Source organism: Micrococcales bacterium, from assembly GCA_016703125.1.
Taxonomy (GTDB): domain Bacteria; phylum Actinomycetota; class Actinomycetes; order S36-B12; family UBA10799; genus JADKAV01.
This window is the reverse complement of sequence record JADJCR010000007.1, coordinates 18,767-32,904: the sequence shown is the minus strand read 5'-3', so window position 1 is coordinate 32,904 and position 14,138 is coordinate 18,767. Positions and strand designations below refer to the sequence as shown.

At 66.9% G+C, this 14,138-nt stretch carries 7 protein-coding genes; 6 read left to right on the top strand and 1 reads right to left on the bottom strand.

Annotated elements, in window-relative coordinates; all coding sequences use genetic code 11:
* Positions 1 to 101: 101 nt before the first annotated feature.
* The 5 genes from IPG68_11905 (at position 102) to IPG68_11885 (ending at position 9,970) form a co-directional block, all read left to right on the top strand.
* Complete coding sequence (locus tag IPG68_11905) at positions 102 to 659, top strand: hypothetical protein (GenBank protein ID MBK6763915.1); 558 nt, start codon at positions 102 to 104, stop codon at positions 657 to 659.
* A gap of 103 nt (positions 660 to 762) precedes the next feature.
* Positions 763 to 1,080, top strand: coding sequence for a helix-turn-helix domain-containing protein (locus IPG68_11900; GenBank protein ID MBK6763914.1), 318 nt, complete (start codon positions 763 to 765; stop codon positions 1,078 to 1,080).
* On the top strand, positions 1,077 to 2,027 hold the full coding sequence (locus tag IPG68_11895) for a transposase (protein ID MBK6763913.1): 951 nt from the start codon (positions 1,077 to 1,079) through the stop codon (positions 2,025 to 2,027). The genes IPG68_11900 and IPG68_11895 overlap by 4 nt, the downstream gene beginning before the upstream one ends.
* A 60-nt stretch (positions 2,028 to 2,087) precedes the next feature.
* On the top strand, positions 2,088 to 8,888 hold the full coding sequence (locus IPG68_11890) for a DUF11 domain-containing protein (GenBank protein ID MBK6763912.1): 6,801 nt from the start codon (positions 2,088 to 2,090) through the stop codon (positions 8,886 to 8,888).
* 233 nt (positions 8,889 to 9,121) lie between these two features.
* A complete protein-coding gene (locus tag IPG68_11885; protein MBK6763911.1) occupies positions 9,122 to 9,970 on the top strand; it encodes a dioxygenase in 849 nt (282 codons plus the stop codon).
* Positions 9,971 to 10,067: 97 nt separating this feature from the next.
* Here IPG68_11885 and IPG68_11880 read toward each other — a convergent pair whose 3' ends face one another.
* Positions 10,068 to 10,904, bottom strand: coding sequence for a hypothetical protein (locus IPG68_11880; GenBank protein ID MBK6763910.1), 837 nt, complete (start codon positions 10,902 to 10,904; stop codon positions 10,068 to 10,070).
* Positions 10,905 to 11,052: 148 nt separating this feature from the next.
* Here IPG68_11880 and IPG68_11875 point away from each other — a divergent pair, with 148 nt between their 5' ends.
* A complete protein-coding gene (locus IPG68_11875) occupies positions 11,053 to 14,106 on the top strand; it encodes a hypothetical protein (protein MBK6763909.1) in 3,054 nt (1,017 codons plus the stop codon).
* The last annotated feature ends 32 nt before the right edge of the window (positions 14,107 to 14,138 follow it).

Here is a 14,138-nt window from a genome sequence, read left to right as displayed (position 1 = left end):
TCTTGCGGGGCTATGCGTTCCTGACCCCGAAACCGGTAAGGGCTCGACGATCAACGTCGGCACGAGCCCGGCGCCGTTGCGACCCGGGTAGTCTCACCGTGATGGATGAGACCTCGATGCCCACCACACCGAGCCTGCGTCTGGCCGGTGTCGGCGTCGTCGCGTTCAGCTCGATCGCCTGGTGGCCCGCGTTCACGCTCGGCGCCTGGGGCACGGTCTTCTTCCCGCAACTGCTCAGCCTGTGGGCCGTCGCGACGGCGGCCTTCGTGCTCGTGGTGGTCTCAGGGGCCGTGCGCCGAAGCGTCGGCTGGTGGGCGCTCGGGTTGCTGACCCCGACCCTGTGGCTGCTGCTCGCGATCGAGTTCGCCCCCGGTTCACGCCCGGAGTTGGCCTGGTTCGGCACGCTGGTCACCCTCGTCGGGGCCCCCGCCATGGCCGCCATCCTGATCCGGTTCGCCGCCCCCGACCTCGCCGAGGATGCGACCTGGCGCGAGCGTGGCGCAGTGATCACGGCGGTGGCGGTGGTCGTCGTGGTCGCCTACGGGATCGGCAGCGCGCAGGAACTCATCTTCACCTGCGGCGACTTCACGATCAGCGGGAATTCCCAGCCCCCGGGGTGCACACCGGGCGATCCATCCCTGGGGGTCAGGCGCAACTGAGATCGAGACCACTCGACTCATTCAGGCGGCAAAGGCCGACCGCTGTCGCGCGTCAGACTTAGTGGCAGGACGTTTATGTCAGTCCTGAAGGAGTGTTCTGAGCATGGGAAGACCCCCATCGATTCCTGTTGAGAAGAAGACCCGGATCGTGTTGAGCGTGCTGGCCGGGGAGATGAGTATTGCCGAGGCCGCCCGGCGGGAGAAGGTGTCGGAGCAGTCGATTGGCCGGTGGAAGGCCGAGTTCCTGGAGGCCGGTAAGACCGCGCTGGCAGCGGGCAAGTCTGGCCCGTCGAGCCGGGAGGCCCAGCTGGAGGCCGAGGTGGCCGAGCTGACCCAGGCGCTCGGTGAGGCCGCGGTGGAGATCCGGGTGTGGAAGAAGTCCGCGGAGGGCCGGTTGGGCCCTTCGAGGACCTCGAGGTGATCCGCGTGCAGGCGGGCATGTCGACCGCGAGGTTCTGCGAACTGTTCGACATGCCCGAACGCACCTGGCGGCGCTGGCAGGCCAAAGCCCGTTGCGGGGCCTGTGGGAAGGGGCCCTGGCCGCGCCCTGCCCGGGAGGCAGCACGCCAACCGGTGATCAAGCATGCCCTGGCCCATCCCGGGTGGGGTCATCGCAAGATCTGGGCGATGACCCGTCACGACGGTCACGTCGTGTCTCAGGCCACCGTGCTGCGGTTGCTGCGCGATGAGGCCTTGATCCTGCCGGTGGCCTATCAGAAGGAACGCCGCGACCTGGCGCAACGGCGCAAGGCCGCGTTCGCGCACGACCCGACCGGACCGAATCAGGTGTGGCAGCTGGACTTCTCGGAGTTCGAGACCACCACCGGTGGCACCTGGCGGCTGGCTGGCTGCCGGGACTACTTCTCCAAGTTCGAGTACCCGTTTCATGTGTCGCCGACCGCGAACAAGTACGACGCGATCGAGGCTGTCCAGATCGCGCTGGCCGACTACGAAAGGCTGTTCGGCCACCGGCTGGTCGATACCTGCCCGGTCGACCCGAACACCGGTGCACTCAAGCCGGTGCTCACCATCGTGACCGACAACGGCGGGCCGTTCCGATCATTCGCTTTCGAGTCGTTCATCGCGACCCACCCCGAACTGGCCCACGTCCGGACCCGCGTGAAGTCACCGGGGCAGAACGGCTCCCGCGAGCGTGGTTTCGGGACCTTGAAATACGAACGGCTGTACCTCGACGAGATCACCGACGCGGTCATGCTCGCTGAACGGGCTGAGGACTACAGGACCGAGTACAACACCGTCAGACCCCACGAAGCCATCGCCTGGAACCGGCCACAGGAGGTGCACCTGGGCCTGGCCGACCCCACCATCCCCACATTCGAAACCAACAAGATCCTGCCAACTACTTGACGCGGGACAGCGCGACCCGGAATAATGAGGGCGCTCGTATCGGAAGGCCTGGGGACTCGAATGGCGAAGAGATGGTTGGGCGCGTTCGGCGCGCTGGCAGTACTTGTCGGTGGCCTCACGGCGGTGGCGACGACCCCGGCGGCCGCTGACTCCACCCTCACATTGAACAAGACGGCACCGGCATCCGTCCTGCTCGGCGACGACATCCCCTACGAACTGACCGCCGCCAACGCCGGTCCGGACCCGCTGTACAACGTCGGGTTCTCCGACGTCCTTCCGCCGGGGTTCGAGTACAAGGCCCCAACCAGCCCCGCGTCAGCCGGCGAGCCGACGATCACGACCAACGGCAGTGGCCAGCAGGTACTGGCATGGACCAACGTCACCGACCTGCAGGCGAACTCCGACTTCACCCTTTCCTTCACCGCCAAGCGGGTGACACCTCTACCGGACACCATCGTGCCGGTCGACACCAACTCCGCCACGGTCGCGGGCCAGAGCAACGAACGCACCGTGCCGAAGTTCGATGCGAACGGCGCGCCCATCAACGCGACCAGCCAGGCCAGCGACACTGCCACCACCACGCGCGATCCCTTCGTGATCGAGAAGGAGGAGCCCAGCCTAGAGGGCGAGCTCCTGCGTGGTGTCCACGACCAGCGCACCGTCTACACGTTGCGCGTACGAAACAACAAGGTCGTCGCTACCGAGGACATCACGATCACCGACTACATCCCCGCCGGCCTGGAGTTCCTGGGGTGCGGCAACGTGGACAACTCGCAGGTGGTCACCGAGGAGTACCCGAACTCCGGACCTCTGGGTGTGCCCGCCATCGACCCCATCCCCTGCCCCACCCCGGACAGCGTGGAGACCGTCGAGAACCCCGGCAGCCTCACCGGCGTCTACACAGCCGTCACCTGGACCGTCGGAACCCTTGCTCCTGACGAGGACTACGAGATCAAGTACGTGGCTGGAATCCCGCTGCAGGAGAACACCATGACGTGGGAGGGCCAGACCCCGCCGACGACCGGCGAGCAGGGCTCGAACCTCGACAACAACACCACCGGCGCCTCTACGCGTGAGGGCCTGATCGAGCGCAGTCTGACCAACCACGTCGAGGGCACCGGCTACTTCACCGGTTCCCCGGAGCAGCAGGTCACGGTCACCGACACGGAGTCGGTGCAGATCGAGGACATCCGCATGCGCAAGCGTGCGAACAAGAGCACGTTCGTGCCCGGCGACATCGTCACCTTCAACTTCGAGATCGACGCCAGTGAGTACATGGACGGATCCGGAATCGTCCTCACCGACCGGTTGCCGGACGGCTTCTGCCCGCTGAGCCTCACGGACAGCTACTCCGGCCAGGCCGGGTGCGCAGCAGGAACAGCCGGGCCGACTGTCAGCACGGACGGCGGGACGGCCGGCCCGCTCGACTACGCCTCGGTGACCTGGAACGCCGCCGAGAAGCGCTATGACATCGACCTGGACCCGGTAACGGTCTCGAACAACAAACGGACCACCGTGACCCTCCCCGCACGCATGCTCACCACCTACCGTGCGACCGGCGCACCGACAGTCGCTGGCGACAGTTTCGAGAACACCGCCACCCTGATCGGCGACACCACCCCCGTCCCGGACGTCGTGCCGATCGAGTCCGGCACCCAGCAGGTCACCGACGCCTCGCAGGACGGGCTCACCAGCGCCCAGCCGAGCCTCGACAAGCAGATGAAACCGCGGCCTGCGAACCCGGGTGTGCAAGGCATGGACTGCGACCCCGCTGTCGGCGACGCGTACGGGCAGTCGGCCGACTTCACCGACGCCCAGAGCACCTTCCGCAAGGGCGACATCCTCTGCTTCAAACTGCGGGTGGACTTCCCGTCGATCTCGACCAAGGACGCCATCGTCGGAGACTTCGTGCCGACGGGAACCGAGTACGTCGCGGGCAGCGCAACGGCAACCGGCAACAACACCACCCCGTTCACCTTCGACGACTCCGGACCCCTGAAGTGGACCCTGGGCACCGGCGGATTCGTCGACCCGGATGAGACCTTCGAAGTGGTCTTCGCCGCACGGGTGCTGCAGCCGGCCGGCGACGACGCCCCGGAGCTCACCGGCAACCTCATGAAGATGCGCACGGTCAATACGGCCGGTGAGGCGCAGTCGTTCCGTGACGAGGAGAACTTCAGCCTCGCCCCGCCGCCGAACCTCACCATCAAGAAGGGGGTCGCCGCCACCTCGAACCCGGCCGCCACGTTCAACCCACCTGCTGACGGAAAAGTCGTGCGGCAGGGCTCGACCGCGACCTTCCAGGTGGACATCAAGAACGACGGCTTCCCCGACGATCCCGACATCGAGTACTCGGTGCGAGGGGTGCAGACCTGGGACGTGCTTCCCCCCGGGATCGCATGCACGGCCGTCGACAACTTCCGCTACATCCCGACCAGTGGCGGTGCAGCGCAGCCCCTGCCGGGCGGCATCGCGCAGTGCGTCACCCCACCGGTCAACGGCCAGAGCGCCAGCGCCTACATCAAGTGGACCTTCCCGACGCCGGACAACACCGCCGTCTACGCGATCGCGCCCGACGAGACCCTGTCGGTCCTGTACGACATGGACATCCCCGATCCCACGAGCGTGAGCGCGCGGTTCGACAACACCGCGTACGTGCGCAGCATGGATGCCTTCACGGATGTCACGGACGTGGTGGCGACGTATTACCCCGAGAACAACATCGACACCACCGTTCCCGAGGCCGACTGGGACGCACCCGAGGCGAAAGACCCGTCGTGGGTGATCACGCAGGATGTGACCGTCACGAAGGTTGCCTCAACCTCGGTCAACGAGACCGGAAACAACCTGACCGGACAGGCCACGATCGGTGAGACGATCCAGTACACCTACACGGCCAAGATTCCCGCCGGAACCACCGTGTACCGCGGTGTCCTGAGGGACGACGTCATCCCATCCGGGGTCGCGCTCATCTCGATCGACAGCGCCGACCTCGATGGCGGGGCACTACCGGGCGGGTTCACGTTCGACACGGACCTGGCCACCAATCCCAAGGGGGAGCTGGTCTTTCCCCAGACCTACGAGAACGACACCACGACCGACCAGCTCGTCAACGTCAAGGTGACCGCCAAGGTTCAGCCGAGCGCCGTGACCTGTGCCGCGGCTCCTTGCCTCGTGCCGCCCGCGCCCGGAACCGGTGTGCCCAAATCGAACACCGCCAGGTTCACCAGCTACCCAGCGGTCGACACCGGAACGGCGATCACGAAGTCGGGCAGCAAGAACGTCAGTATCGTCCAGCCGAACCCGTCGGTGACGAAGGCCGCCAGCCCGACGCAACTGCAGAGCGCAGGTGAAGAGGTCACCTACACCGTGGTGATCGGCAATGCCGCCGGGTGGTCGAAACTGCACAACCCCGAGTTGATCGACTGTCTGCCTGCCCCGCTGGACATCACCGGCATCACCGCGCCCGCCGGTACCACCGCGACTGAAGTAGGCAGCCCGACATGCGCCAACACAGGGATCCGGCTGACCGTGGACGATTCCAAGATCGATGCCGACGAGACCTTCACCCTGGAGTACACGGCCAAACTCGTCGGCAGTGTTCCCTCGGCGCAGGACTACGAGAACACGGCCACCCTGACCGGAACAAGCATGCCCGGCACCGTCGCAGGCGAGCGGACCTACACGACCTCCGACACCGCCACCATCACCAGCCCGCGACTCGCGCCGGACAAGGACACCACGCCCGACAAGGCCACCATCGGGCAGACGTTCACCTCTGTGCTGAGTGGGACCTTGTACGCCGACGTGGACTACTACTCGCTGGGCATCATCGACACCCTGCCCACCGGTGTGGATCCAACCTCGGCGCAGGAGGTCAGCGTCACGTGCTCGTACCCCGATGACTCGCCGTGCGCGCCCCCGGTGGGCGGCAGCGCCCTGACCCCGTCGGGCCAGAAGATCGGATGGTCCTTCGGCGACGTGCCCTCGGACGCCCGTGACCGTCTGCTGACCATCACCTACACCGCGGTCGTCGCCGACCTGCCCGGCAACATCGCGGGCGCGACGTTGACCAACAGCGCCACGCCGTACTGGAGCTCGACAGCGGTGGACCCCCAGCCCACCACGATCGCCGGCTTCGAGGCGTTGCCCAACAAGACCGTTCCGGTGTCCGACACCGTCGGGATCATCGAGCCGTCGCTGTCGATCGTGAAGAAGGTCGATGCCGAGGACGCCATCACGGCAACCCCAGGCCAGGAGTTCACCTACACGCTCAAGGTCTCCAACGCCTCCGGCGAGAACGTGAGCACCGCGAACAGCATCACTGTCACCGACGACATCCCCGCCGGCATCGAGGTCGTCGGCAGCCCGTCCGACGGCGGCCAGGTCAGCGGCAGCACGATCACGTGGTCGATCACGTCACTGGCACCGGGTGCCGACAAGACACTGTCGTTCACCGCGCGGCTCAAGGCACCCGCGAGCGGCGACCAGACGAACACCGCGACCGTCACCGAGTACTTCAGCCTGCCGGACGAGCAGGGGCGCAAGTACGGGCCGATCAGCGACACCGCCAGGGTCACGCCGGTCCTGCCGTCCCTGACGATCGCCAAGGACGCCTCGGCCCCGCTGGCCTACATCAGCGAGCCGTACACCTGGACCATCGTGGTCACGAACGCCTCGGGCACGACCGCCTACGGGGTCGACGTGGCCGACACCTTGCCACCGAACTGGTCGTACAAGGCCGACTCGGCGCAATGGGTCGTCACCGGCGGGACCCCCGCCGGCAAGGAACCCACTGGGACAGCGCCGAACATCGCGTGGAACGACATCGCGGACCTGCCGACCGGCAAGACCCTGACCCTGACCTTCCAAGCGATCCCCGGGCAGGGCGTGGTCGACGATCCCGGGGTGGGTATCGGCACCCGTCACACCAACTCGGCGCTGACCACATGGACGCTGGGCCCCGCCGGACAGGGCTGGGGAACCGGGACTTCCGAGCCGGACGACGCGTACACGCAGATCGCGTCGGCGGATCTGGCGTTGACGAAGACCCACGACAACCTGAACCCGGGGATCGATCCCGACGAGGTCGTGCCGGGCACCGAGTTCGAGTGGATCCTCAAGGCCACGAACAACGGCCCCGACACCAGCGTTGGACCGTTCACGATCACCGACACGCTGCCCACCGGCGTGGAGTACCGCGGACACGACGCCGGGGACTGGTCCTGCAACGCCGTCGGACAGGTCGTCACCTGCACCAACCCCGCGGCGACGCTGGCCAAGGACGCCAGCCTCGAGGACCTGGTACTGACGGTCTGGGTGGACCCGGCCACCACCGGGCTTCTTGAGAACACCGCCGAGGTCGGGGGCAGCACGTACGACCCCGACCCCGAGAACAACACCGCCACCGACGAGGTCACGGCCCGACCGCTGGCCGACGTGTCGATCGTCAAGACACGGACACAGCCCTACGTGGTCGGCGGTCAGGTCACCTACACGCTCACCGTGACGAACCTCGGGCCGTCGGTGTCGGTGAAGGACATCACTGTGGTGGACACGCTGCCGGCCGGTTTGTCGATCGCCGCCATCGACGCCGGAGCATGGGACTGCAGCCCGACCAGTGGCGAGACCGACACGCTGACCTGCGTCCTCGAGACGGATCTCGCGCCCAACGAGCAGGCGCCGCTCATCAATGTCACCGTCGACGTCCTCGAGAGCCCCGGCGACACCGCGGTCAACAGCGCGACGGTGACGCCGACCACGGAGGACCCGAACCCGGGGAACAACACGTCGACCGTCGAGGATCCGGTGGTGGCCGACGTCCAGCTCGGGATCAGCAAGAAGACCACCGGCGCGAACCCGGTCACGGCCGGACGTAGCACCGAATTCACGATCACCGTCACCAACGCCGGACCGGCCAAGGCCAAGAACGTCCAAGTGGTCGACCAGCTCGAAGCCGGTCTGCGCGCCACGTCTGCCACCGGACCGGGCTGGACCTGCGACGTCGGGGCGGGCAGCGTCGTGACCTGCACCCGCGCCAACTTCCCGGTTTCGGCGTCCCCCTCCGACATCGTGATCACCGCGGATGTCGACAAGTCGGTACCCGGTGGCACGACCCTGAAGAACACCGCCACTGTGACGACGACTTCCCCCCAAGAGGTGCAGCCGGAGCCCGCGACGTCGACCGTTGACGTGGTCGCCAAGGCGGACCTCGCGATCACGAAGACCCACACCGGCGGGCCGTGGAAGATCGGCAGGCAGGGCACGTGGAACGTGCTCGTCGCCAACAACGGCCCGTCGGACAATCCCGGCCCGATCCGTGTGACGGACACGCTACCCAAGGGCAACGCGTTCGTGTCCGCCACCGGCGACGGGTGGGCGTGCACCGCCAGTGGCCAGACGGTGGTCTGCGAGTTGCCGGCCGGCTTGCTCGTCGGTCAGAGTGCGCAGTTCAGCATCCGGGTGGACGTGGTCAGCGGCGCCTTCCCGCAGGTCGTGAACCCGGCGGAGGTCACCTCACCCATCGAGGACACCGACCCGTCGAACAACAAGGCCACCGATTCCGTGCGCGTCGAGCGTGCGCCGCAGACGGCCGACAAACTGCCACCCGACCCGAGCGTGCTGCCCGCGACGAAGACCAAGCAGGGTCAGAAGATCCGCACGAAGGTGCGCTGCCGTCCGCTGCAGTCCTCGGCGGCCGGTGAGGCCAGCTACTGCAAGGTCCGCAAGGCCAAGAGCGGGACGATCCGGGTCAAGGTATTCGGCAACCGTCCGGTCCTGGTCATCGTGACGCAGTTCGCGAAGGGCACGCGGGACTACGAACCGTTCAAGCGGGTGAAGAAGTACCGCGTTCGACCTTGAGTGGCGCTTGAGGTTGGAGAACGCACACGAGGTTGGCTCGGCGGGTCTCCGCCCCCGGCACAGCCACCTTGTTGACCCGCTCACCGACGGCCTTGCGATCCGTGAGCACTTGGCAGATTGGTTAGCGGTTGTGCGCCTCCGAACCGCTCCCGGACCTGTTAAGTGCTCACGGATGCCTAGGAGGAGCGGGTGGCAGCCTGTACACCGGCCATAGACTAGTTTAAGCTTCAATCATGTCCCCCGAGATCGCGTACGAGCAGAAGCTGCCCGACCTGCTGCGCCGCGAGGCCTCGCGTACGGCGTGGGCGGAGGGTGACCAGGCCCTCCCGGCCCTCTACATCGGCCACGGCGCGCCGCCGTTGTTCGAAGACGCCGTATGGATCGAGCAGTTGTCGAAGTGGGCGGACGAACTGCCCGTGCCCAAGGGGATCCTGATCGTGTCCGCGCACTGGGAAGCTGCTCCGCTGAGCCTCAGCGCCGTGACACCGCGCGACGTCGTGTACGACTTCGGCGGGTTCGACCCCCGCTACTACCGGATGCGCTACGACACCCCAGAGGCCAGCGCGCTGGCCACAGAGGTGCTCGCCACACTGCCGGACGAGTGGCCGGTGCACCAGCACGCCAGTCGTGGCCTCGACCACGGCGCCTGGGTCCCGCTCAAGGTCATGTACCCAGGGGCGAACGTCCCCGTTCTGCAGCTGTCACTGCCCACGCAACGCCCGGCCGAGCTCCTGCGGCTGGGCGCGGCGTTGAAGTCGCTGCGCGAGCGCGGCATCCTCGTGATCGGCTCCGGCTTCATGACCCACGGGCTGCCATTCCTGACACCGGAGATGTTCTACGGCAACGCGGTCCCGGGCTGGTCGAGGGAATTCGACCACTGGGCCGCCGAGGCGCTGGCCCGACGTGATCTCGACGAACTCGCCGCTTTCCAAACGCATGCACCGGGCCTGCCTTACGCCCATCCCACGGTCGAACACTTCACACCGCTGTTCGTGACTCTAGGTGCGGCGGACGGCGAGGTCGCCACCGAGATCGACGGCTACGCCTTCGGCTTGTCGAAACGCAGCCTGCAGGTGGTTTGACCGACACGCCGGCCGCCCTCGCCAGCAGATTGCACTTCCGACCACCTAGTGGTCCTGTACGCAATCTGCTCCCCAGCCAAGTCGCGACCGCAGCACCTCAGCCGAGCAGCGCCCGGATGTGCAAAGACCGCACCACCGCATCGACGAAGTCGGGCATCTGCTCGGCCGGCGGTGGTGGAAAGAGCCCGTGGCGCCAGTCCATCTGCAGGTCCGGCAGCCCCACCAGCCGACTCGCCAGGTCGTACACGCCGAACGCCGCACCGAGCCGCTCCCCGAGGTGCTCGGCGAAGATCCGCTGCATCGCATCGGCCGCGATCGCCGCGTTGACCACAACGGCAGCGTCGACCAGCGCCGCGCGGTACCCGGTCCGGAACACCACGTCGGCCCCGTAGTGTTCGCGCAGTGCGACGTCCGCGCCGTGCACCGCCGGCACCACGGTGTCGACGATCCGCCGCAACGGCAGGTTGGCCGACAGACCCAGGTAGGTGTTGGGCGCGACGTATGCGTCCACGGCTGCCTGCACCGCGCCGCACCCGGTGTGCCCGACCACCGCGAGCAGCCGGACGCTCGGCAACTGTGAGACCGCGTAGTCCATACTCCCGACGCAGTCGGAGCCGAGGATGTTGCCGGCAACCCGGACGGCGAACAGGTCGTTGGCGGACTGCGAGAAGACCAGTTCGAGCGGCACGCGGGCGTCGGCACACCCCAGCACCACGGCCATCGGCTCCTGCGAAGGAGCCTCACCCGGCCGGTCCCCCAGTCCGAGCTCCTCGGCGGTGATCGGGATGACGTATCGGTGATCGCCGCGCGCGCGACCCATCTCGGCGAAGGCGGAGTTCCCCATGTGCAGCATGAGCATGGCTTCTTCAGCCGTCTCCGGAACGCGCTCGACCATGTCGGCGTCCGGGTCGTACTGCCAGGTGATCTCGATCAAGGGCGCACCTCCTCGTGGTCACTGTAGAGGCTTGCGCGCGACCGGCACCCTTGACCGAGCAGACGTAACGGTTGTGTGACATGGCGGCACGTATCGACGCTGCACGGTTACCGTGAACACTCCCGGGAATCCTCATGGAGGTTCAGCAATGCGTGCACGCTTCGTGGCAAGCATGGTGGCGGTCGCCGTGCCGTTGACCGCTCTCGTCGTCGCGCCCGGGGCCATTGCCACGCAACCTGCCCCGGACAGCAGCGTGACGGCGAAGAAACCCGGGGCCGCGCGGGACGCCCGTGAGACCCAGCGACCCAAGCGCAAGAAACTCAAGGCGCGCCTCTCCCTGTCCCCCAAGAACGCAGCCCGCGTCACTGCACACCCTGTGCGTGTCACGGTGCGGACCGGCAAGCGCACCACCGTCGAAGCGGCCCGTCTCAACGGCTCCCCGATCAAGAAGTACCTGCGAACCGCCAGCCCGAAGACGTTCTCTTTGACGGCGTCGGCCAGCCACGGTCTGCGCCACGGCAAGAACACGCTACGGGTCAGGGTCCTTGCCGCCAATGGGAAGATGCGCACGGCGACCTCGACATTCCGTGTCACCCACAAACGCCCACTGGCAGGCGCCGGACGCGACCGCACGACGGAGGCCGGGTCGACGGTGCGTCTCAAGGCGGTGGCGAAGTCCCACCCCAGCGCGAAGGGCACCCGGATCAGGCGCACCTGGACCGTGCTTCGTGCACCCAAGGGCAGCACCGCGCGCAAGGGACCGGCCCGCCTGCGCGCCCCACGGCTGAAGACGGACGTCGCCGGCACGTACCGGGTCCGCCTCACCACCCGGCAGGCCGGTCGCACCACCTCTGACGTCATGGAGGTCGCCGCCGTCGATGCGCCGATGGTCCCGATCAACACCATGGCGACAGACAAGGACGGATACCCGGGGATCCAGGTCGGCGACACCTTCTACGCCAGCCCGCGCGCGGCCGGTGACATGCGCGACCAGACCGCGCAGGTACTCGTACTGGACCGCAAGAGCCTGGAGCTCGCGCCCCGGGGGAACAAGCTTCTCGGGGTCTGCGTCAACTCCGACTGCACCATCGCACCGGGCGACAGCGCCCCGAAGATCGAGTACATCCAGGACATCGTCGCGAAGCTGACGCCGGACAACCTCGTCATCGTCTCAGCCCACCCGTTCTACGGAAGCGGCGAAAGCGACGGCGGCATCTTCCGGGATCTCGTCGCCATCGGCGGCCCGACACCGCCCAAGGCCCTCGTCTGCTCCGGCGAGGTGTCGATGATCGGCGTGCCGGGGATGCAGAAGGGCGGCGCCACCTACAACTACCGCCCGTCGGGCACCGGACGCCTCGACGGCTACCTCATCAAGAACCGCTGGGACGACTACCAGTACCTGGACCCGCGCAGCACGACCTTCTCGACGCGGGTCGGAAGGGGTTGCTCGGCGGCTGGGTGTGGCACCACCGTCGAGATGGACGGAAAGCAGTACGGCAGTGCGTTCACAGGCGCTGCCGGCTACACCGTCGACGTGTTCGAAGGCCATGACCTGACACGCAAGGACCACGACGCCTTCGTGACCAACGGTCCGGACGCCACCGCGCAGGCGAACGCGATGATCGCCTTCCTGCAGACACATTTCGGGTCGGGCGACATCGTGATGATCAACTCCGCCACCGATGGACAGGAACTGCTGATCGGACCCCAGGCGACCGGCGATGTGGCCAAACGCCTGGCTGAGGCGATCGCCGCGGTGGGCGGGACGAAGCACACGTTCAACACGGCCGCGGTCACCAAGGGTCAGCAGTACACCCTGATCGGGTGGGGAGGCGCCGACGAGGGCGAGGGCGAGGAGGCACGCGGCACGAACCCCGTGATCCAGGGTCGATTGAACCCCGACACCACGTCGACGTTCAGACCCGCTGCCAGCAGTGAGGAACTGACACCCAACGACACCTTGCAGAAGGTCCTGCTCGCAGCACCGGGCGCCTCGGCGTGGCCCGAGGCGGGCAACCCGGCGATCGCCTGGATCGGGAACCACACGACCCCCAGGCTGGGTTCCCAGCCCCGCACCGCGTACTGGACCCAGGACTACGACTGGGCGTCGGTCAGCGACTCCATCAATGACCTCACATGGGACTGCCCGAAGGGCGTGGACAAGCCCAAGAGGTGTGTACAGGTGCCCGGCACGACGGTGACGTTCACCGAGGAGCAGTTCAACAGGGCACAAGAAGCTCTGAGCGACGAGACATCCTGGGTGAGCAACATCGTCAACTACATGAACAACTTCGCGGCACCCTACGAGAAGGCGGCCACCAAGGACTGGGAGGACACCCAGACCGACGCGTACACGAAGTTCCGTGCCAAGCCGGATCCGCTGAAGGCCAACCCCTTGGACGTCCTGTTCACGATCGTGGACTTCTTCGATCCGTTCGCCGAGGAGGTCGAGACCTACGGCAAGGACCTCGAGAAGCTGCTGGCGGTGGCCGCCACAGCACTGGACTTCGGGGCCATGCACCTCGACGCGCAGGAGGACGGGGAGTCCCCCGACGAGGAGTTGCAGATCGAGGCGGATCACCTGTCGGACAAACTGCGGGACCAAGCCGACGACACCGCGGCATCCTTCGACGTCATGGGCGACATCCTCGTCAGCGACTACGCCAAACTGTCCACGGTCGGCCCCATCGCGGAGTGCAACGGCGCTGATGGCGACGAGACGTCGTGTCCTGCCGAGTACCAGTGGAACAAGAACGCCATCAAGGCCACGGCTGCTGCAGCGGAACGGTCGGCCCAGCGCGAGATCTACTCCGAGCTCATCCCGATCCAGTTCCCGGTCTGGACGATCCGGCGCAGCAAGTGGGACGACTCGATCAACTTCTACTGCTACTTCGGGTCTGTGACGCCCTTCGATGACGTGCAGAAGGCCGCACGAATAGCGGCGCTGCAGGAGATCTATCCCGACGGGTCGACGCCCAGCCAGTACGACACGTTCACCATCGCGGACGTCTACTCGCGGTACTCGGTGACGAACCTCGACGACGACGTACTCAAGCAGATGTTCGTGGAGCCGCCGGCATCGCTGCAGGTCGACAGGGACAAGGACGGACTCGGCCTCGATCCACAGGATTACGCCCGGGAGTCCCGGTCCGATGACTGGCCGAACAACGCCTACGGCTGCGGCTGGCCCATCACGGGCTAGCAACGCCTACGGCTGCGGCTGGCCCATCACGG

What these genes read in the sequence shown, in the direction of transcription:
- IPG68_11905 (MBK6763915.1), top strand. Translation starts at nt 102, where the DNA reads ATGGATGAGACCTCGATGCCCACCACACCGAGCCTGCGTCTGGCCGGT.
- IPG68_11900 (MBK6763914.1), top strand. Translation starts at nt 763, where the DNA reads ATGGGAAGACCCCCATCGATTCCTGTTGAGAAGAAGACCCGGATCGTG.
- IPG68_11890 (MBK6763912.1), top strand. Translation starts at nt 2,088, where the DNA reads ATGGCGAAGAGATGGTTGGGCGCGTTCGGCGCGCTGGCAGTACTTGTC.
- IPG68_11885 (MBK6763911.1), top strand. Translation starts at nt 9,122, where the DNA reads ATGTCCCCCGAGATCGCGTACGAGCAGAAGCTGCCCGACCTGCTGCGC.
- IPG68_11875 (MBK6763909.1), top strand. Translation starts at nt 11,053, where the DNA reads ATGCGTGCACGCTTCGTGGCAAGCATGGTGGCGGTCGCCGTGCCGTTG.